At 68.3% G+C, this 19,660-nt stretch carries 19 protein-coding genes; 10 read left to right on the forward strand and 9 right to left on the reverse strand.

Going from position 1 to position 19,660, the window contains the following annotated elements; translation table 11 throughout:
• Positions 1-7 precede the first annotated feature (7 nt).
• From ACQ260_RS00130 to ACQ260_RS00145, 4 genes are all read left to right on the forward strand, one after another.
• Positions 8-1,006: a diacylglycerol/lipid kinase family protein gene (locus ACQ260_RS00130; protein ID WP_432557369.1), complete on the forward strand. Its 999-nt coding sequence runs from the start codon at positions 8-10 to the stop codon at positions 1,004-1,006.
• 104 nt (positions 1,007-1,110) lie between these two features.
• Positions 1,111-2,304: an MFS transporter gene (locus ACQ260_RS00135; RefSeq protein WP_432557370.1), complete on the forward strand. Its 1,194-nt coding sequence runs from the start codon at positions 1,111-1,113 to the stop codon at positions 2,302-2,304.
• A gap of 35 nt (positions 2,305-2,339) precedes the next feature.
• Entirely contained in the window at positions 2,340-5,156 is a 2,817-nt protein-coding gene (locus ACQ260_RS00140) for a DEAD/DEAH box helicase (protein WP_432558335.1), read from the forward strand.
• A 46-nt stretch (positions 5,157-5,202) separates the two neighbouring features.
• Positions 5,203-5,373: a hypothetical protein gene (locus ACQ260_RS00145; protein WP_432557371.1), complete on the forward strand. Its 171-nt coding sequence runs from the start codon at positions 5,203-5,205 to the stop codon at positions 5,371-5,373.
• A gap of 12 nt (positions 5,374-5,385) precedes the next feature.
• On the opposite strand, the gene ACQ260_RS00150 is transcribed toward ACQ260_RS00145, so the two are convergent.
• Complete coding sequence (locus ACQ260_RS00150) at positions 5,386-6,450, reverse strand: MauE/DoxX family redox-associated membrane protein (RefSeq protein ID WP_432557372.1); 1,065 nt, start codon at positions 6,448-6,450, stop codon at positions 5,386-5,388.
• A 96-nt stretch (positions 6,451-6,546) separates the two neighbouring features.
• Here ACQ260_RS00150 and hisF point away from each other — a divergent pair, with 96 nt between their 5' ends.
• Positions 6,547-7,353: an imidazole glycerol phosphate synthase subunit HisF gene (gene hisF, locus ACQ260_RS00155; RefSeq protein ID WP_432557373.1), complete on the forward strand. Its 807-nt coding sequence runs from the start codon at positions 6,547-6,549 to the stop codon at positions 7,351-7,353.
• 46 nt (positions 7,354-7,399) lie between these two features.
• Here the strand turns inward: hisF and ACQ260_RS00160 are convergent, their stop codons facing one another.
• The 8 genes from ACQ260_RS00160 to ACQ260_RS00195 form a co-directional block, all read right to left on the reverse strand.
• Positions 7,400-8,278, reverse strand: coding sequence for an urease accessory protein UreD (locus ACQ260_RS00160; RefSeq protein ID WP_432557374.1), 879 nt, complete (start codon positions 8,276-8,278; stop codon positions 7,400-7,402).
• The gene (gene ureG, locus ACQ260_RS00165; protein ID WP_432557375.1) at positions 8,275-8,895 is read right to left on the reverse strand and encodes an urease accessory protein UreG; all 621 of its coding nucleotides are present in this window, start codon (positions 8,893-8,895) and stop codon (positions 8,275-8,277) included. The genes ACQ260_RS00160 and ureG overlap by 4 nt, the downstream gene beginning before the upstream one ends.
• Positions 8,896-8,903: 8 nt before the next feature.
• Positions 8,904-9,542 carry an urease accessory protein UreF gene (locus ACQ260_RS00170; RefSeq protein WP_432557376.1) on the reverse strand — a complete coding sequence of 213 codons (639 nt, stop codon included), beginning with the start codon at positions 9,540-9,542 and terminating at the stop codon, positions 8,904-8,906.
• Complete coding sequence (gene ureE / locus ACQ260_RS00175) at positions 9,539-10,009, reverse strand: urease accessory protein UreE (protein ID WP_432557377.1); 471 nt, start codon at positions 10,007-10,009, stop codon at positions 9,539-9,541. Before ureE ends, ACQ260_RS00170 begins: the two co-directional genes overlap by 4 nt.
• A gap of 100 nt (positions 10,010-10,109) precedes the next feature.
• Positions 10,110-11,822 (reverse strand): urease subunit alpha, encoded by a 1,713-nt coding sequence (ureC, locus tag ACQ260_RS00180; protein ID WP_432557378.1) that lies wholly within the window; start codon positions 11,820-11,822, stop codon positions 10,110-10,112.
• Complete coding sequence (locus tag ACQ260_RS00185; RefSeq protein ID WP_432557379.1) at positions 11,819-12,487, reverse strand: urease subunit gamma; 669 nt, start codon at positions 12,485-12,487, stop codon at positions 11,819-11,821. Before ACQ260_RS00185 ends, ureC begins: the two co-directional genes overlap by 4 nt.
• 88 nt (positions 12,488-12,575) lie before the next feature.
• Entirely contained in the window at positions 12,576-13,913 is a 1,338-nt protein-coding gene (locus ACQ260_RS00190; RefSeq protein ID WP_432557380.1) for a DMT family transporter, read from the reverse strand.
• Positions 13,914-14,282: 369 nt separating this feature from the next.
• The gene (locus tag ACQ260_RS00195; RefSeq protein ID WP_432557381.1) at positions 14,283-14,594 is read right to left on the reverse strand and encodes an ArsR/SmtB family transcription factor; all 312 of its coding nucleotides are present in this window, start codon (positions 14,592-14,594) and stop codon (positions 14,283-14,285) included.
• A gap of 78 nt (positions 14,595-14,672) precedes the next feature.
• Here ACQ260_RS00195 and ACQ260_RS00200 point away from each other — a divergent pair, with 78 nt between their 5' ends.
• The 5 genes from ACQ260_RS00200 to ACQ260_RS00220 are packed head-to-tail and all read left to right on the forward strand — an operon-like array spanning position 14,673 to position 19,656.
• Positions 14,673-16,295 carry an ABC transporter substrate-binding protein gene (locus tag ACQ260_RS00200; RefSeq protein ID WP_432557382.1) on the forward strand — a complete coding sequence of 541 codons (1,623 nt, stop codon included), beginning with the start codon at positions 14,673-14,675 and terminating at the stop codon, positions 16,293-16,295.
• Positions 16,283-17,302, forward strand: a complete 1,020-nt coding sequence (locus ACQ260_RS00205) for an ABC transporter permease (RefSeq protein WP_432557383.1) — start codon at positions 16,283-16,285, stop codon at positions 17,300-17,302. The genes ACQ260_RS00200 and ACQ260_RS00205 overlap by 13 nt, the downstream gene beginning before the upstream one ends.
• Positions 17,295-18,149: an ABC transporter permease gene (locus tag ACQ260_RS00210; protein ID WP_432557384.1), complete on the forward strand. Its 855-nt coding sequence runs from the start codon at positions 17,295-17,297 to the stop codon at positions 18,147-18,149. The genes ACQ260_RS00205 and ACQ260_RS00210 overlap by 8 nt, the downstream gene beginning before the upstream one ends.
• Complete coding sequence (locus ACQ260_RS00215) at positions 18,146-19,027, forward strand: ATP-binding cassette domain-containing protein (RefSeq protein WP_432557385.1); 882 nt, start codon at positions 18,146-18,148, stop codon at positions 19,025-19,027. Before ACQ260_RS00210 ends, ACQ260_RS00215 begins: the two co-directional genes overlap by 4 nt.
• A complete protein-coding gene (locus ACQ260_RS00220; RefSeq protein WP_432557386.1) occupies positions 19,024-19,656 on the forward strand; it encodes an ABC transporter ATP-binding protein in 633 nt (210 codons plus the stop codon). The genes ACQ260_RS00215 and ACQ260_RS00220 overlap by 4 nt, the downstream gene beginning before the upstream one ends.
• Positions 19,657-19,660: the final 4 nt, after the last annotated feature.

Raw genomic sequence — 19,660 nt, forward strand, 5'->3', positions numbered from 1 at the left:
GGACCCCATGACACCCCTGCACCGCTATGACGGCGCCACGCTGACCCTGGTCGTGAATCCTCGCGCTGGCCGCGGCCGTGCAGCGAAGCTGTTGCCCCAAGTCTGTCGCGAACTGCTGAAGGGCATGCCCGGTGCTGCGCTGCGTGTCCACCAGACCTCGGACTTCGCCGAGGCTCGCCAGCGTTGCATCATGGCGGCCGAGAACGCGCGGCCCGCCCATGACGGCGTCCCTGCCGACGCACTCCTCGTGATGGGCGGGGACGGGATGATGACCCTCGGTGTGAATGCCTGCGCCGACACCGAAGTGCCCCTCGGGCTCATCCCGGCGGGCACCGGCAATGACATGTGTCGGGGATTGGGCATCCGGGTCTTCAACCCGGTCCAGGCCGCCCACTGGGTGATCTCCGGGCGCACCCGCCGGGTGGACACCCTGCGCATCGAGGGCGCACTCGCCGGTGGCGCCGAGGTGCGTTCGGTCGGGACCGTGGTCGCGACCGGCTATGCCGCGATGGTCAATCGGCGCGCCAACCACAGCAAATGGCCGATCGGTGGCCTGCGCTACGCGGTCGCGGCGCTCGCCGAACTGGCCAAGTTCGAACCCTTGACCTATCACTTGACGATCGACGGACGCCAGCGGGTCGTTCCCGCGATGTTCGTCGCAGTGGCCAACGCGCCCTACTTCGGTGGCGGGATGAAGATCGCGCCCACCGCGGACGTCACGGACGGTCTGATCGATGTCACGATCGCTCACCCGGTGAGCCGCAACACGCTCCTGCGGCTCCTGCCGACAATGTTCTCGGGACGGTTCGTCAACGATCCGGCGGTGGAGCGACTCACCGCGACGGAAGTGATCGTCGACGGACCGGGGGTCTATGGCATGGGCGACGGTGAGGAACTCGGCGACGCGCCCTTGCGGATCTCCGTGGCACCCCGGTCCCTCACCGTGTTCGGCGGAGAGATCGAGACGCCCGCGGCGGACGAAGGAGAGGCTGCGGCGGAGGCCTGACCCTGGCTCCTCATCTCGATTCGAGACGGTCACGATCGCGAACTCCCGGGTCATCCAGCGGCACCCGGAGTGGCTTAATCGATAGGCACCGTCAGAATGTCCGCATGAAGCCACAGACGATTGCCCGCTGGGTGCTGGTCGGGATGCTCCTTGCCGCATTCATGCTGCGGGCGCCCATCACTGCGGTGCCCCCCGTGCTCAAGGCCATCGCCGAGGACCTCGCGCTGAACCCGACCGCGGCCGGGTTCGTCTCGACGTTGCCGCTGTTGTGCTTCGGTGTGTTCGCCTTCGTGACCCCGTTTCTCTCGGCGAAGCTCGGGGTCGAGCCAACGCTTTGGGTCGCGGTCCTGCTGCTGATCGTCGGCATCGGCGTGCGTCTCGTCGTCGATGTCGGACCGTTCTTCATGGGAACCTTGCTCATCGGTCTCGGGGTGGCGATCGGGAACGTGATCGTGCCCGCCCTCGCCCGAACATGGTTCGCCACCCGGCTCGCCTTCGTGATGGGGCTCTATTCGGTCACCCTGCAGATGAGCGGTGCACTCGGCCCGCTCGTGACTTCGATCGGGGTGGGCACCGGCCTCTCCTGGTCGACCTCGATCGGCTTTTGGCTGATCCCGGCGATCATCGCCCTGCTGGTGTGGTCGATCGTCAGCCTGATCGTGCGTCGACAGACCCACAACCAACCCCACAAGGGTGCCCAGCCGACCGGGCTGCGGCACGTGGCCCGAACCCGACTTGCCTGGATCATCACGTTCGTGATGGGCGTGCAATCGCTGCTGTTCTATTCACTGCTGACCTGGCTGCCGACCCAGTTCCGCGAGATTGGCGCGACCGACACTCAAGCCGGGCTCATGCTGACGGCCTTCACGCTGCTGGGATTCCCCGGGTCTTTCATGGCCAAGTTCGTCACCGTCCATCCGCGAGCCCCCCGCAACCTCATCGTCATGTTCTCGATCTATTGGGTGGGCCTGATCCTGCTGTGGATCGGCCTCCCGGTCACGGTGCTGACCGGCGCGGTAATCGCCGGTCTGGGCCAGGGGATCTGCCTCGCGATGGCGCTGACATTCATCGCCCACCAATCCAACCCCGCCGATGTGCCGGCGACCTCTGCGCTCGCCCAGGGCGTGGGCTATCTCATCGCCGCAACGGGCCCGGTGCTGGTCGGCTTCCTCTATGACCGGACCGGCAGCCTGCAGCTCGGCGAGTTCATCCTGGTGATCCTCACGGTGCCCTTGACCATCGGTGCCGTGTATGTCGCTCGCTCCATCCGGCCGCGACGTGATGAAGTGGAAGTGTGACTGATCCCGACGCCGAACTGACCCCCGCGGAGCGCATGGCCCTCTTCCGCGAACGCCAGAAAACCCCGATGCTCAACGAGTTCTCGGCGGCCTACGGGTTCGAATTCGATGATTTCCAGCGGACGGCCTGCGCCCACATCGAGGGCGGTTCCGGGGTGCTCGTCGCTGCGCCGACCGGAGCCGGCAAGACGATCGCGGGCGAGTTCGCGGTCTTCATGGCGGTGCAAACCGGGCGGAAGGCTTTCTACACCACCCCGATCAAGGCGCTGTCCAATCAGAAATACCACGATCTCGTCGCCCGCTACGGGCCCGACAAGGTCGGCCTGTTGACCGGCGATACGTCGATCAACTCCGAGGCGCCGGTCGTCGTCATGACGACCGAAGTGCTGCGCAACATGATTTACGCCGGGTCCACCACCCTGAAGGGCCTCGGCTATGTGGTGATGGACGAGGTCCACTATCTCGCGGACAGATTCCGCGGCGCGGTCTGGGAAGAGGTCATCATCGGTCTCGCGGAATCCGTGGTGGTCGTCGCGCTCTCGGCCACCGTGTCGAACGCCGAGGAGTTCGGTGACTGGCTCGCCGAGGTCCGGGGTCGCATGGAGATCGTGGTCTCCGAGCGCAGGCCGGTGCCGCTTTATCAGCACGTCCTCGTCGGTCGTCGCCTCCATGACCTGTTCGACGACGTCGCCCCGACCGCGGTCCTGGACGGTTCCAGGGTGCGGGCCGAGGTGAATCCTGCGCTGTTGCGGGTGTCGAAGGACGAGTCGCGCGGTGTGCGCGACGATGCTCGCAGGCCACGCGGCCGCTCCGGACGCGGCAAGCGGGCACATGGCCACGGTTCGGGTTCCTATGGCGGCGCCGCGCACCGGGACCATCGCGACCGCAGCCGCTATCGGCCGCCGAGCAGGGCGGACATCATCGAAACGCTCGACCGCGCGGATCTGCTGCCGGCGATCGTGTTCATCTTTTCGCGGGTCGGCTGCGATGCTGCGGTGAAGCAGGTCCTGGGTTCCGGCGTACGCCTCACGAACGCGAGCGACCGCGCCGCGATCCTCGACATCGTCGACCGCCACATCGTCGGGCTCAGCCCGGCGGATCTCGAGGCCCTCGACTACGACGACTTCCTCGAAGCGCTGCTGCGCGGCGTCGCGGCGCATCACGCCGGCATGCTGCCCGCCTTCAAGGAATGCGTCGAGGAATGCTTCGTCAACAACCTGATCAAAGTCGTGTTCGCGACCGAGACCCTGGCTCTCGGCATCAACATGCCGGCCCGGTCGGTGGTCCTGGAGAAGCTGGTCAAGTTCAACGGTGATGTGCACGCGGACATCACGCCGGGGGAGTACACGCAGCTGACCGGCCGTGCAGGGCGGCGGGGGATCGACATCGAAGGACACGCGGTCGTTCTCTGGCAGCCGGGGATGGACCCGCGAGCGGTGGCCGGGCTGGCCTCACGGCGTACCTATCCGCTCAAATCCTCCTTCGCCCCCACCTACAACATGGCCGTCAACCTGGTTGGTGCCGTCGGGCACGACCGGGCGCGCACGTTGCTCGAGCAGAGCTTCGCCCAGTTCCAGTCGGACCGGTCCGTCGTCGGGTTGTCCCGCGCGATCCAGCGCAACAGCGACCAGGCCGAGTTGTTCTGGCGGCAGGCGGAGTGTGACCAGGGGGACTTCGAGGAGTACGCACGCCTGCGTGCCGAGATCTCCGAGGTCGAGGCGGAGGCCGCCCGCAACCGCAAGGCGGACAAGCGTGCCGAAGCCCTCGACGCGCTGCTCAAGCTCGAGCCCGGCGACATCATCCACGTGCCGAGCGGCAAGTCCCAGGGCTGGGCCGTGGTGATCGACCCCGGTGTGCGGTCGGCCCGGAACGAGCCCCACCCGCTGGTGATGGGGGAGGACCGGCACTCCCGCCGGCTCACGCTCTCGGACTTCCCGACCCCGCCGCGGGTCGCCGGCCGGATGCGGATCCCCAAGAAGTTCCACATCAAGGACGCTCACGCACGACGAAGTCTCAACGCAGCTTTCCAGTCGCGACTCGCCGACATCGACCGCACCGCAGCTCGCTGGCGGACCGGGCCGATGGACGAGGAGATTGCGGCCCGGATCGCTGAGTTGCGGTCCGAACTCAAGAACCATCCGTCTCACCGCTGTCCCGACCGGGAAGCGCATGCCCGGTTCGCGGAGAAGGCCTTGCGAGCGGAGCGCGACAACCGGGACATCAAGGCGCGGGTCGAGCGCCGGACCAACACGATCGCACTGCAGTTCGACAAGATCTGCCAGGTGCTCGAGTCGATGGGCTATCTCGTGTCCGCGGCGGGTGGTGTCCTGCGGGTCAGCGACGCCGGGCGGATGTTGGCTCGGATCTATGCCGAGCTCGATCTCGTCACGACCGAATGCATCCGGCGGGACGTGTTCGCCGGGCTGACCGCACCGCAGCTGGCTGCGGCGCTGTCGACGCTCATCTATGAGGCACGGCGGACCGAGTTCGGCGCTCGGCCACCGCGGATGCCCGACGCCGCCACGGATCAGACGCTCAAGGAGATCCGCACGATCTATCGCGAGGTGTCGCTCGTGGAGCGTGACTTCCGCTTGGAGCGCGGCCCCGAACCAGAACTCGGGTTCGCCCGGCCGGCGTTTGCCTGGGCCGCCGGTCGGCCGCTGGGCGAGATCCTGGACGAGTCGGGACTGACCGCCGGCGATTTCGTGCGATGGGTGCGGCAGGTCATCGACTTCGCGGACCAAGTGCGCGACGCGGCCGGTCCGGGGGAACTGCGGGAGGTCTGCCGCGAGTTGCGGGCGGCCATGCAGCGTGGGGTCGTCGCTTTCGCCGCGGACACCGGGACGCCCTGACCGGGCGAGTGCATCTGGAAGCTGACCTCCGGGTCTTAATCGTCGGGTGATCACCCGACGAACCTGGTGGGCCGTCACCGGCCCCGGGGTCTTCGCGCCCGCAGGTGAGCCGGCCGCCGGGGGATGGGCACTGACGCGCTCCGGGCCGGTGGCGCAGACGATCCTGGTGCGGCGCACGGCGCGGGAGGTCCCGGCGCCCACCATCAGCTATGCGTGAGGTGTCGTCGGATCATCCCGCCTGCACGGCGTCTTCGGTGAGCGCCGCAGCGATGTCGTCGAAGAACTCGATCACCGATTGGGCTCCGACGACGGGACCGCCCGCCAGATAGCCATCGGCGCCCAGGAGCACCGCGCCCGGCGAGGCGAGCTGCAGCGTGATGATGAAGATGCCCTCCTCATCGACGAACCACTCGTCGCCAAGCGCCGCAGGCGTCACATAGGGGTTCTCGGCGTCTGTTTCGGCGGCGAACACGACATGGATCCCGATCATGTCTCCGACACGTTCGCGCAGTGCGGGGAGCGACTCCAGGGCCGGCACACAGGCGCCGCAGCCAGGATTGATGAACACCAGGAGCCGCGCCTGCGTCGCTGCCAAGTGACGGAGGGTCACCCGCTGGTCTCCGGCCGGCAGCCCCAGCGAGACATGCGGGATCGGAGTCCGTTCATAGTCGGCCTCGTCGGTCAGCACTTCTCCGTCAGCCGCTGCCGGATCTGTCGCTCCGGCGGGGACGTGGGCAGGGACGGCGGTGGCTCCGGTGTCCGGTTCGGGGTCCTGCCCTGCGTACACCATGAGCCCGGCGACCAGCACGCCCAACCCGACCATCCCGAGCCATGCCCACGACGCAGCATCGGCGTCCAGCCAGCGGGCCAGCACGGACCGGCCGGCCACTGCATCGATCAGCACCCATCCCGAGACCGCCACCAGGACGGCGTTCCGGACGACCGTGACGGGCCCGACCACCCCCAGCCCGAGGCGCCCCAGACAGCCGCACTCGACTGGGTGATCGAACCGGGCGGCGCGAGCGATGATGACGAGGTACGCCACAAACAGCGCGCACGCGGCCACAGCGGCGGCGACCAAGAGGGGACCACCGAGGACGACCAGAGCAAGAGCCAGCACGATCTCCGCCCACGGCAGCAGCGTCGGAGCGGGGCTGCGGGTCAGCCACGGGGGCATCTGCAGCGTGATGAACGACTCCCGAACCGCTGCCGCGTCCCGCAATTTGGCGATTCCGCTGACGATCAGGACGACCGCGAGGAGAAGCGTGGGAATTGATGAGGCGAGAGCGAGCACCGACTCAATCTAACCCGGCTGCCCCGCCGCGGACCGCGTTGTTCGCAACGGTGACCCGGGCGTCGAGCGGTGCCGGGAATGGTTCAGGATGGGGGCATGTCCGTTGCCGTTCGCATCATCGCCTGCCTCGACGTCCACGACGGTCGCGTGGTCAAGGGAGTCAATTTCGTCAATCTCCGGGACGCAGGCGACCCGGTCGAACTGGCGGCCGCCTATGACGCCGCCGGCATCGACGAACTGACGTTCCTCGACATCTCGGCGTCGCACGAGGGTCGGGCCACCACTCGGGACATGGTCCGACGGACCGCTGAATCGGTGTTCATCCCTTTGACGGTGGGTGGCGGCATTGGGTCCGTGGAGGACGTCGACGATCTGCTGCGCCATGGTGCCGACAAGGTCGGCGTCAACACCGCAGCCATCCGTCGACCGGAACTCATTCGCGAGATCACCACGCGCTTCGGCAACCAGGTGCTGGTCCTCTCGGTCGATGCCCGTCGCGAGGGCGGCACGGCGTCCGGCTTCGGCGTCACCACGCACGGGGGACGGCAGTCCGCTGGTCTCGATGCGGTCGAGTGGTGCCGGCGGGCGGTCGACCTCGGCGCGGGGGAGATCCTTCTCAACTCGATGGATGCGGACGGGACCACCGCTGGGTTCGACCTGGAGATGATCGAGGCCGTCCGCAAGGTTGTCGACGTGCCGGTCATCGCGTCCGGTGGTGCGGGCACTGCCGCCCATTTCGTCGATGCGGCCCGGGCCGGTGCGGACGCGGTGCTCGCTGCCAGCGTCTTTCATTTCGGCACGGTGTCGGTCGGCGAGGTCAAGGACGAGATGGCGGCCGCCGGCTTCGAGATCCGCAACGAGCGATTGGCGCCGGATGCTTCTCCGGGAGCCAGCGAGGCCTGACCTGGTCGTGTGGCGGGCGTTCGGACATCGTGGTTGGTCCTGACCATCAGTACCGCCGCAGGTCCAGTCTGCCCTGCCCGGTCGTGTGGAACCGGTCGAGTTCGTTGAGGTCGAGCAGCAGCGCGGACAGGGCGTCCGTGGAGCCGGCGAGCGCGCGGACCATCAGCCACGCGACGCCGTGCCGTTCTCCCGCCGTCACACCAACGCGGTCCAGGCCACAGCTCTCCACGAGACCCCGCACGGCGTCCGTGTAGTCGGGGGAGGCCACGTGGCGGCCGAGGACGAGAGCGCTGCCCAGGTGCGAGAACCCCTCCATGTACCCGATGCCGTTGATGGCCGGACCGATGGTCGCCGGGGTGATGCGCAGGTTGTCGGTGCAGACCAGCCCGCCGTCGGTGTGCACGTCGATCCTCAGGCGCATGCCGGCATAGGTGAACCGCGCACCCTCGGGATCCCACCCGGGCGTGATGATCTCCCCGAAGAATGCCTGGGCGTCCGGCGCCACGGTCAGCGTGGTCGTCTGTCGGTAGTCGGCCTCGCGGTATGCGATGGTCTGGTCCGGCATGTACTCCAGCCGGCTGCCGGCCCCGACGGTGAACGCGCCCACCTGCACCGCGGGCGCCTCGGGCGTCCGATAGATGCGGGTCGCCCCCTGGTTCGCCAACAGCAGGTGGGCGCCGGGCTGAACGTCGACGTCGATCCGGTACGTCTCGCCGAAGTAGGCACCGCCGGGGTTGATGACGATGTACGTGATCTGCCCCGAATCATCGAGGTAGAGGGCCCGCATCAGGCGCAGGACGCCCGCACTGACCGTCCGCGTCGGGTGTGTCCTGTCCCCGCGGCGGGCGACCGAGAGCGACAACGAGCCCGCGGCCTCTCCCGCCACGGCGGCCGGGCTGCGAAAGCCCAACGAGGGCGGGGTCACGCCAGGTCGTCCATCAGCACGCTGTGGCGCATCCACGCGACCACCTCGTCGAGACCCTCGTCGGTCTTGAGGTTCGTGAAGACGAACGGGTTCTCACCCCGGACCTTGTCGGTGTCCGACCTCATCACGTCCAGGTTCGCACCCACGTAGGGGGCGAGGTCTGTCTTGTTGATGACCAGCAGGTCGGACTTGATCATGCCGTGCCCGGCCTTGCGCGGGATCTTCTCACCCTGGGCTACGTCGATCACATAGATCGAGAAGTCGACCAGCTCGGGGCTGAACGTTGCCGAGAGGTTGTCGCCTCCCGACTCGATGAACAGCACTTCCAGGTCAGGGTGGCGCCGGATCATTTCCTCGACGGCGGCATCGTTCATCGACGTGTCCTCGCGGACGGCCGTGTGCGGGCAACCACCGGTCTCGACGCCGATGATGCGATCCTCGGGAAGCACGCTCGTGGCGGCGAGGATCTTGGCGTCCTCGATGGTGTAGATGTCGTTCGTGATGGCAGCCATCGACACGTCGCCGGACATCGATCGGGTGATCCGCTCGATCAGTTGCGTCTTGCCGGCACCGACGGGGCCGCCGACGCCAATGCGGATGGGTCCGTCCTGGGTCACTTCTTCTCCTAACTCATGAACATGCGTGCGCGCAGCCGCTCGTGCTGCATCTGGGCTATCTCCAGGCCGGGGGCCACCATGCCCAGGTCTCCCTCGTCCAGCGTTTTCACCACGTGACAGACGTGCTCGATCCAGGCGTGCGCCGCGGCGACCACCAGTTGGCCGTCCGACTGGCCGATCGGGATGCCCCGCACCGCGTTCTGCGTCAGCGTGTTCACGGTGCCGGTCAGGTGGCCCATGATGGCATCGGAGCACGGCACGTCGAAATGCCGGGTGATGCGGGCGTACTCGAGGGCGGGGTGCGCCAGCTCGACCTGTGTGGGCGGCGTGCCGAGCGCCTCGACCCCGATCTTGCGCAGGCGCTTGGCCATGGCGATGTCGGCGGCCCGCAACTGGGCGGGCAGGGTGCAGGCGACCACCCGCTCGGCCAGCACGGCCTCGTCGACGCCGTCGTAGAGCAGGCGCATCGCGAGCGCGTCGGTGAAGGTGAGCTGGTTGGCGACGTACACCTCCAGCCATGCGGTGAACGTCCTCGCGTCCTTCACCTCGCCCCGAGCGAGGTACTGCTCGAACCCGAACGAGTGGCTGAACCCGCCCGTGGGCAGGGCGGAGTCACTCAGCTGGAGCAGAAGGGCGAGGGCTCTCAATGGGTGTGCTCGCTGTGTCGGAACGGCACGGGCATGATGCGGTCCTGGCGCTCGAAGGGGACGCCCACCCCCTGCAGGTACTGCTCCACCGTGTGGTCGTACTGGACCACCATCACCTCGGCGTCGTACTCGGAGTCCGCCCCGAAGAACTGGGCCTGCAGGTGCCTGTTGCCCAGGGTGTGGGCCACGACCGCCATCTCCAGGATCGACCGGGCGCGGATGACCAGCACGTCGGTCGCCTCGACCCGCACCACGATCGCGTTGTGGTCGTCGAGGGCCAGGATGTCGCCGTCCCTCAGGTCCGCAGATCCGGTCGGGAGCCTCAGTCCCACCTCCGTGCCGTGGTCGGTCCGCATCCGCTGGATGCGCTTGACCAGCTGGGCGCTCGGCACCGTGATGGTCTCGACATGGACGCCGTCGGGCAGCGGCGTCTCGTTCACATTGCCCGTGATGTTCGTGATCAGCATGGTCCCCTCGACGTTTCTTTGTGTGGCCCCGCCCCCCCCGCACCGGGAACGAGCCGCAAGCCCTCGCGGCCTGCGGCTCGCCCCCATGGATGGAAGCGGGTCAGAACAGGAAATAGCGCTGCGCCAGGGCCACCTGCTCGGCGGGCTCGGACGTCAGGACCTCCCCGTCGATCGACACCTCGTACGTCTGCGGATCGACCTTGATGTCGGGCGTCGCGCAGTTGAGCTTGAGGTCCGCCTTCGTGAGGTTCCGGATCCCGTGGACGGCGTAGGCCTTCTTGGTGAGGCCCAACTCCTCCGGGACGCCGGCGTCCAGCGACGCCTTGGACACGAAGACGAGGCTGCTCTCGCCGCGCGCACGGCCGTGGGCCGCGAACTGGTTGCGCATCGTCCGCGGCTGCGGGGTGGGGATGGACGCGTTGGCGTCACCCATCACTGCGTTCGCGATGATCCCACCCTTGATCACGAGGTCCGGCTTGGCGCCGAAGAACTTCGGGTCCCAGAGCACGAGGTCGGCGAACTTTCCGACCTCGACCGAGCCGACCTCGTCACCGATACCGTGCGCGATCGCCGGGTTGATCGTGTATTTGGCGATGTAGCGCTTGATGCGGGTGTTGTCGTCGTGCTCGGAGTCGCCCTCGAGCGGGCCGCGCTGGGCCTTCATCGCGTCGGCCACCTGCCAGGTGCGGGTGATGACCTCGCCGATCCGGCCCATGGCCTGGGAGTCCGAGGAGGTGATCGCGAAGACGCCCAGGTCGTGCAGGACGTCCTCGGCCGCGATCGTCTCCTTGCGGATGCGGGAGTCGGCGAACGCGACGTCCTCCGGGATGGACGGCTTGAGGTGGTGGCACACCATCAGCATGTCCATGTGTTCCTCGGCCGTGTTGACCGTGTAAGGAAGGGTCGGATTGGTCGAGGCGGGAAGGACGTTGGGTAGGCCCGCAATCTTGATGATGTCGGGGGCGTGACCACCACCGGCACCCTCGGTGTGGAACGTGTGGATGACCCGGCCGCCGATCGAGGCGATGGTGTCATCGATGAAGCCGCCCTCGTTGAGCGTGTCGGTGTGGATCGCCACCTGGACGTCGTACTCGTCAGCCACAGTCAGCGAGGTGTTGATCGATGAGTGGGTCGAGCCCCAGTCCTCGTGCACCTTGAGGCCGCAGGCACCCGCAGTGATCTGCTCGGCCAAGGCCTCCGTGGCGGACGCGTGGCCCTTCCCGAGCACGCCGATGTTCATCGGGAAGTCGTCCGTGGCCTGCAGCATCCGCTGGACCCACCAAGGGCCCGGCGTGATCGTGGTCGCCTTCGTGCCCTCGGCCGGACCCGTTCCGCCGCCGATCATCGTGGTCAGGCCGGACGCCAGCGCCACACCCATCTGGTCGGTCGAGATGAAGTGGATATGGGTGTCGATGCCACCCGCGGTGAGAATCTTGCCCTCACCCGCGATGACCTCCGTCGCGACGCCGATCGTGATGTCGACGCCCGCCTGGACGTCGGGGTTGCCGGCCTTGCCGATCGCCTGGATCCGTCCGTCACGCAGGGCCACGTCGGCCTTGTAGATGCCCGAGTAATCCACGATCAGCGCATTGGTGATGACCGTGTCGGGTATCCCCTCGGATCGGGTGACGCGCGAGTTCTGCCCCATGCCATCCCGGATCACCTTGCCGCCGCCGAACACGGACTCGTCGCCGTAGACCGCGAGATCACGCTCGACCTTCGCGAACAGGTCGGTGTCCCCGAGGCGAACGGCATCGCCGGTGGTGGGGCCGTACAACTCGACGTACTGGCGGCGCTCGATCTTCTGGCTCATGATGCATTCTCCTTGTCGCTCGCGGTCGCGTCGAGCGGGCGGTCGTACTCACTGCGGAACCCGTAGACGGCGCGGTTGCCCGCGAAGGCCACGAGGTTCACCGTCCGCGCGTCACCCGGCTCGAACCGCGCGGCGGTCCCGGCGGGAATGTCGAGCCGGAAGCCGACCGTGGCGTCCCGGTCGAACTCCAGCGCCGAGTTGACCTCGGCGAAGTGGAAGTGCGAACCGACCTGGACCGGACGGTCGCCCGTGTTCTCGACCTGGATCGAGATGGCCTCGCGCTCCTCGTTGATGATCACCGGCTCGTCGTTGAGGATCACCTCGCCCGGCCGGGCACCGGACGCGGCGGCGTCCGGCCCCCCGGCCCGGATGGGGTCGTGCACCGAGACGAGCTTGGTGCCGTCGGGGAACGTGACCTCGACCTGGATCACATCGATCAGGTCCGCGACACCGTCCATCACATCGGATTCACTCAGGATGGTGGTGCCGAAGCTCATCAGGTCGGCCACCGTGCGTCCGTCGCGGGCCCCCTCCATGATCTCGGATGTGATCAGAGCCACAGCCTCGGGCTGGTTCAGCTTGACGCCCCGCTCGCGGCGGCGCCGCGCGACATCGGCTGCGACGACGATCAGTAGCTTCTCTTGTTCTCTCGGTGTGATCCGCACATTTCCTCCTGGATCGATGGAGTGGTTCTCTCGACGAGACTTAGCGGGAGTGGGCGCCGCCGACCGGCGCCCACCCATGGCAGGGCTGTCAGGACTTCTCGGCGCCGCCCTGCCCGTCCTGCGTGACGATGACCATCAGGCCGGCGGCGACGACGGTCTGCGCGATGGTGAAGGCGGTGTTCCAGCCGACTTGACCAGTGACGAAGTTGTGTGCGGCTGCCGCGATACCAAGCAAGACAGCAGCCGCGCCCAGCAGGGCGAACACTGCACGACTCCTCGCCCCCTGCCGTTCCCGAGGAACGGCCGCCTCGGCCGTGGGTGCTCTGGAGGCTGCTCTCTTGCCTGTGAGTGCTCCGACGGCTGTCTGAATCAAGCCGTTCTGCCATCCGACGCAGCCCAGAATCAGCGCCACACCTACCCACTGCAGCCACGACGGCCACTCAGCGAACAGCGGACCAGCAATGATGACCGAGGTCACGGGCGAGAGGAGAAGGATGCCTGCAGACAGGGTCGGGTGCAGCCAGACCGAGCCATACTGAACCAATGTCCAGGCAGCGGCCTGGCCAAGAACGATCAACAGAATGAGGCTGACCCAGTTGCCCAGGTTGACCGGGTCACCAGCCATGGTCGCCTCGCGAAGGCTCGGGTTGTCGCCGAGCGATGCAGGGAGCACCATCTCACCGGAGACAGGATCCTTGGTGAGAACACCCTGAGTGACGTTGAAGCCATTGCCGCCGGTGAACATCCAGATGAGCGGAGCAACCGCCTGAGCCAGCATCGTGTACATCATCGGCTGGATGTACAGGTCCTTGCGTGGAGCGCTGGTGGACGCCTTGCGGGAGAGATACAGGTAGAGGGAGTAGCAGAGGCCGGAGGTAAGACCAAAGGCGGTACCGATGACCGACGTCTTGATCCCACCGATCGTCGCTGGACCAGCCGCACCTTCAGCAGGCTCGAAAACCCCGCCGGTGAAGAGAACACCGACGATCATGATGGGGAGGATGAAGACGAAGGATTTGGGCAGCTTCACCTTGTCAACAACCGCTGCCAGCATCGGCACGATCACGACCTGAAGGTTGAGCAGAATTGCTGCGACACCGGAACCGATCAGGAAGATCGAGTAGTTCCATGCCGTGAAGTCGATTCCCAGGAAGATGCCGGAAATCGCTGCCAGCACGATGCCTTGGCGATGCAGGCCCTGCTTCTTCCGGATTTCATGGATTCCCAAGGGGAGCAGCAGAAGGAAGCCAAGGATGACACGGAGGAAGGCCTGGGTGGCCGGGTCCATGTTGGAGGCCTTGACCCACAGTGGGGTACCCGAGAGGAAGAGAGTACCGACAAGCAGCCAGACGACGGCCTTGCCATGGCTCACCTCCTTGACGGGGACAGGGATCCGTGACCCCGTCGCGCTGGCTAGCTGATTCATGGTGTCATCCTTCCGGGGAGCGAGGTTGGTGCGGGGGTGGCCAGCGCCGCCGATGGCAACGGCGACTCGGGATTGGTGTGGAGGATGAGGACCGTCACCGGGTTCTGGCGCTGGGACGCGTGCTTATCCGCCCAGCTGACCGCTTTGTCGGACCGGGGCGACCCACCGGTGCTCTCGTAATCGTCGACCACCTTGACAACCTCTTGGGGGGAGTTGCGTGATCCTCGGGCCGATGTTGCACCCGAGGCAGGGCAGCCTCACGGGCCCTAGCGCCACCCTAGCCGAGATTCCCTCAGGTTTGGGCGGGGCTGCACCGAGACGTCAAAAGGGCCGAAGACCGTCGGCGACGGAGGGCAACCCGCCCCTGTTTCAGCGCGCGTGCTGGTGCCCCATGAAGTGCAGGACTTGGTGGACCACGTCGTCGACGAGCCGGTATCGCATCAGGCGACCCTCGCGGCGTCCTTCGACCCAGCCCTGGTCGCGCAGCACCCGGAGTGCCTGGGATGCCGCCGTCTGTGTGATGCCGGCCGCCATGGCGAGATCCAGCACCGATGGTTCTGGGAAGAGGTGCATGTGGGACAGCAGTTTCAGCCGAGTGGGATCGGCGAGGAGCTCGAATCGACGCGCCCAGTCCTCGGTCGAGGTCGGCATCTGCGGCGGGGGCCGGTGAATCTCCGGCACTGCACACCTCCTCGCGTCGCGCTGCTAGGATCCCGAATCATGTGTCCAGCTGGACATATGATGTCCGCAGGAGGGCCAATGATATCGCCGCGTGTCCGACACCTCGCCGCCGCGGCGACCACCGGCCTCCTGCTGACGGCCTGTGCGGCACAGCCTGCGGCCCCCTCGAGCGCGGGGAACGGCGCCGCCAGCACCGAGATCATCCTGGCCGACGCCTACGATCTGGGCGGGTACAACCCCATCGCCGGTTACGGCGAACTCGGCGTCTCCCCCCTGTACGACGGGCTGATGCGGCTCGACAGCACCGACGACCGCGCGCTCCCGTCGTTCGCCCCTGCGCTCGCCTCTGCGTACCCCACGCCCAACGCCGACTTCACCGAGTGGACCGTCCCCCTCCGCCGGGGAGTCGTCTTCCACGACGGCACCACATTTGATGCGGCCGACGTCGTGGCCACCTATTCTGCGGTGCTCGACCCGGCCAGCGCGTCCGAGATCGGTTCGGCCTTCGCCATGCTCGACACCGTGACCGCCACGCGCACGGACGACAATGAAACGGTCACGTTCCGCCTCAAGTACCCCTACGCAGACTTCCCGGCGCGGATGCTGCTGGCCATCGCCCCCTCTGAGAAGCTGACCGGTGGGCCCGCCTCCGAGTCGAGTCTGAACACCGAGCCCATCGGCACCGGCCCCTATCGGCTCACCGAGCTGACCGCCGACCGGGCCGTCTTCACCGCCTTCGACGAGCACTGGGCCGGCCCACCCCAGGTGACGAAGCTCACCACCGTCCACCTGCCCGACGACAACGCCCGGGCAATGCGGGTCAAGGCGGGCGAGTTCGACGGAACGATCATCCCCCCGGCGCTCGCGCGGACGTTCGAGGCGCAGCCCGGCTTCCGGGTCGAGGCCGCCAACTCCGCCGACTGGCGCGGGGTGTCCCTGCCCGCTGACGTGGCGTTCACTGCCGACCCCCAGGTGCGCATCGCCCTGAACCTCGCAGTCGACCGCCGGGCCATGGTCGACACGGTCCTGGCCGGCTACGGTACGCCCGCGCACACGCCGGTCTCGGCGGTCTACGGCGACTCGTTCGACGCCGAGGCGACCTTCGCCCACGATCCCGACCGTGCCGAAGAGATCCTGGACGCGGCAGGGTGGGTTCCCGGGCCGGACGGCGTCCGCGCCAAGGGGGGCGACCGGGCGGCGTTCACCGTTGCGTTCAACCCGACCGACTCGGTGCGCCGCGACCTGGCCACGGCGTTCGCCGCCGACCTGGGACGCATTGGCGTCGAGGTGAGCCTCGAAGGTCTTGACTGGGGCCGCCTCGAGGCCCGTGTGAACGATGTCGGCATCCTGCTCGGCGGGGGTGACAAGCCGTACTCCCTCGACACGCAGGTGTACGCGACCCTGCACACTCCCGTGTCGGGCACCTCGATGTGGGACAACCCCGGCCGTTTCGGAACCCCCGCGCGGGACGCCGCCCTCGACGAGGCCCGCCGGACGGCCGACGACGCCACCCGGGCGGAGCTGTACCGCCGGGTGCAGGCCGACTACCTGAGTGACCCGTCCTACGTGTTCCTGGCGTTCGTGCAGCACACCTACGTCGTGCGCGACAGCGACTGGAACCGCACCCCCGTGACCATCGAACCGCACGCCCACGGAGTCAACTGGGGCCCATGGTGGAACCTGGCCACATGGGAGCGTTGACGGCGACCCTCGTTCCCGCCCGGCGCAGGAGGCGTCGCCGCGAGGTGACCGGCTTGGTCGGACGCCGGGTGGCGGTAATGGTCCCGGTGCTCGTGGCGATCTCCGCGGGAGTGTTCGTGCTGGCGGACGTCTCCCCGTTCGACGCCCTCGTGGGCTACCTCGGTGACCGCTACCAGTTCGCGACCCCTGAGCAGAAGGCCGCCATCACCGAGGCGTTGAACCTCGACCAGGGCTGGTGGGCGGCATGGACGTCGTGGCTGTCCGATCTGGGCCACGGGAACCTGGGCCACTCGCGTGGTTTCGCGATGCCCGTGGCCGAGGTCGTCGAGCAACGGCTGCCCTGGACGCTGCTGCTGTCGGCGGCAGGGCTCATCCTCGCGGTGATCTGTGGCCTGCTCGGTGGGCTGTTGACTGCACTCCACCCCGGTTCACATCTCGATCGGCTCGTCCAGCGCCTCGCGGTGGTCGTCCAGGCAGTACCCCCGTTCGTAGTGGCCCTGGGTGCGGTGACGGTCGGGGCGCTGATGCTGGGCTGGTTCCCTGCGGGCGGGGCAACACCGGTGGGCGGGACGCCCACGATGTCGTCGGTTCTCCGCCACCTCGCCCTGCCGGCGCTCGTGCTCGGCATCTCGCAGACGCCATGGCTGCTGCTCACCGTCCGGGCCGAGATCACCTCGGCTCTGGCGTCGGACGCCGTACGCGCGGCCGTCGCTCGCGGCGTCCCCTGGCGACGGGTGGTGACGGGACACGTGCTGCCCCCCTCGCTGGCTCCTCTGGCCACGCTGGTCGGCATCCGCCTGCCCGAGCTGATCGTGGGGGCGGTCCTCGTGGAAGAGGTGTTCGCGTGGCCGGGCCTGGCCGCTGCGCTCGTCACCTCCGCGCGGACGCTCGACCTGCCGCTCCTGGCCTTCCTGACGGTGGTCAGCACGGCACTCGTCCTCCTCGCGTCACTGCTGGCCGATATCGCGTACCTGTACCTCGACCCGCGGGTGCGCGCCGATGGCTGACCAGTTGCTCACCGGGGCGACGCCCCGCGCCCTCGTGCCTCGCTTGGGCGGCATGGTCGTCGGGCTGTTGGCCGTCGCCGGCTACGCCCTGCTCACCCCCGTGCTCGCGCCCGCCGGATGGCTCGAGGTCGACCTCACCCTCGCCCGGGAGGCGCCATCGGTCGCGCACTGGTTCGGAACGGACAACGCCGGGCGCGACTTGTTCGTCCGCGTCGCACAGGGGCTCCGCGTGAGCCTCGTGATCGCCGTCGTCTGTGCGCTCGCGTCGACGGTGATCGGGATCGCCGTCGGGACGGTCGCGGCCATGGTCGGCGGGCTCGTCGACGGCGTCCTCATGCGGATCACCGACGCCACCAACGCACTCCCGCATCTCCTGCTCGGCATCGTGATCGTCGCCTTCTTCCCCGGATCGCTGCCGGCGATCATCGCCTCCATCGCGCTCACACACTGGCCGCAGGTGGCGCGCATCGTGCGCTCGGTGGCGGTCACCGCCCGCCGCAGCGAGTTCGTGGACGCCGCCTATCTGGCCGGAGCCCGGCGCCGCGACGTGCTGGCGCGCCACATCCTGCCCGCGGTGTCGGGGCAGGCGACGGTCGCCGTCGTCCTGCTCCTGCCGCACGCCATCTGGCACGAATCGACATTGTCGTTCCTGGGGCTGGGGCTGTCGCCGGACCGCGCGTCGCTGGGCACCCTGCTCGCCATCGCCCGCGGCGAGATGCTGATCGGCGCCTGGTGGACCCTCGTCTTCCCCGCGGCCGCGCTCGTCCTGGCCACGCTCGCGGCGTCCGGACTGGCGGGGTGGCTGCAGCGTCACCACGCCCCCGTCGTCGAGGGGCGGGTGGCATGAGCATCGTCTCGATTCTCGGGCTCACCCTCCGGATCCCCACCCGTCTGCGCGGGCGCCCCGCCACTGTCCACGCCGCCACGGACGTGTCGCTGAGCCTGGAACCAGGACGCGTGCACGCCCTCATCGGCGAATCGGGCAGCGGCAAGTCCGTGCTCGCCTCGACCCTCAACGGACTGCTGCCGCCCGGCACGATCGCGCGCGGAACCGTCGAGGTGGACGGCGTCGACGTCACGCCTGCGTTGGGCCACCCGCGGCATCGGGCCTGGACGGACCTGCGCGGCCGGGTCGTCGGCAGCGTCGCGCAGTCGGCGGCGACGGCGTTCACCCCGATGCGCACGGTCCGCAGTCAACTGGCCGAGGCGGTGGACGCCCTCGGCGGTCTCCAGGACCCCGACGAACTGGCGGCCACTGCGTCCCTGCCCGCCTGGGCGCTGGATGCGTACCCGCACGAGTTGTCCGGCGGACTCATCGGCCGGGCGGCGCTGGCGGCGGCTCTCGCCGGGCAGCCATCCGTCCTCGTGGCGGACGAGCCCACCGCGTCCCTGGACCGATCCTTGGCCACCCGCGTGTTGTCGCTGTTGCGCGAGCAGGCCGACGCAGGCGTGGGCGTCCTGCTCATCACCCACGACCTGGGCGCGCTGTTGGACGGCGCGCGGGCTGCCCGTCCGCTGGTCGACGACGTGTCGGTGATGTATGCCGGGCGCCTCGTCGAACAAGGCCCTGCGGATGCGGTCTGGACAAACCCGGAACACGCCTTCACCCGAGCATTGTTGGCCGCGCTGCCCCGCAACGGGCTCCACCCGGTCCCGGGCGACCCGCCCGCATTGACCGACCTCGACGAGCGGGTCCGGTTCGAGGACCGGCTGGTGGCGCCATGAGCCTGACCGCGAGCGACCTCCGTGTGGGCTACGACGGGCGGATCGTGCTCGACGGCATCTCGCTGCGCGTCGATCCCGGCCGGACGGTGGGGCTGGCCGGACCGTCCGGGATCGGGAAATCGACGCTGGCCAGCGCGCTGGCCGGGCTCATCCGCCCGTACGCGGGGACGGTCACCCTCGACGGGGTGCCGGTGGGAACTCGCCGCGGCCGCATGGACGGGCGCGTCACGATGCTGTTCCAGTCCCCACGTCGCTCGTGCAGCCCCCGACAACGGTTGGGCGACCTCATCGCAGAGCCCTTGGGTTACCGGGGCCGCCGGCGTCGCGACCAGTCAACCCGCGTGGGGCAGCTGGCGTCCGAGGTGGGGCTCACCGCCGACCTGCTCGGACGCCTCCCGGACGAGGTCAGCGACGGACAGCTACAGCGCGCCGCGCTCGCGCGCGCGCTGGCCACCGACCCCCAGTACCTGCTGTGCGACGAGGCTACCGCCATGCTCGACGCGCTCACGACCGCGTCGATCGTCTCCACCCTGCGACGTCGTGCGGACGCCGGCCTCGGCGTCCTCGCCATCAGCCATGACCGCGAACTCCTGGATGCCTGGGCCGACCAGGTGGTGGAACTGGGCTGATCCA

The organism is Ammonicoccus luteus, assembly GCF_050880385.1.
In the GTDB taxonomy this organism is placed as follows: domain Bacteria; phylum Actinomycetota; class Actinomycetes; order Propionibacteriales; family Propionibacteriaceae; genus Enemella.

Coding starts and splice junctions, on each gene's coding strand:
- ACQ260_RS00130 (WP_432557369.1), top strand. CDS start 8: ATGACACCCCTGCACCGCTATGACGGCGCCACGCTGACCCTGGTCGTG.
- ACQ260_RS00135 (WP_432557370.1), top strand. CDS start 1,111: ATGAAGCCACAGACGATTGCCCGCTGGGTGCTGGTCGGGATGCTCCTT.
- ACQ260_RS00140 (WP_432558335.1), top strand. CDS start 2,340: ATGGCCCTCTTCCGCGAACGCCAGAAAACCCCGATGCTCAACGAGTTC.
- hisF (WP_432557373.1), top strand. CDS start 6,547: ATGTCCGTTGCCGTTCGCATCATCGCCTGCCTCGACGTCCACGACGGT.
- ureE (WP_432557377.1), bottom strand. CDS start 10,009: ATGCTGATCACGAACATCACGGGCAATGTGAACGAGACGCCGCTGCCC.
- ureC (WP_432557378.1), bottom strand. CDS start 11,822: ATGAGCCAGAAGATCGAGCGCCGCCAGTACGTCGAGTTGTACGGCCCC.
- ACQ260_RS00190 (WP_432557380.1), bottom strand. CDS start 13,913: ATGAATCAGCTAGCCAGCGCGACGGGGTCACGGATCCCTGTCCCCGTC.
- ACQ260_RS00200 (WP_432557382.1), top strand. CDS start 14,673: ATGATATCGCCGCGTGTCCGACACCTCGCCGCCGCGGCGACCACCGGC.
- ACQ260_RS00205 (WP_432557383.1), top strand. CDS start 16,283: ATGGGAGCGTTGACGGCGACCCTCGTTCCCGCCCGGCGCAGGAGGCGT.
- ACQ260_RS00210 (WP_432557384.1), top strand. CDS start 17,295: ATGGCTGACCAGTTGCTCACCGGGGCGACGCCCCGCGCCCTCGTGCCT.
- ACQ260_RS00215 (WP_432557385.1), top strand. CDS start 18,146: ATGAGCATCGTCTCGATTCTCGGGCTCACCCTCCGGATCCCCACCCGT.
- ACQ260_RS00220 (WP_432557386.1), top strand. CDS start 19,024: ATGAGCCTGACCGCGAGCGACCTCCGTGTGGGCTACGACGGGCGGATC.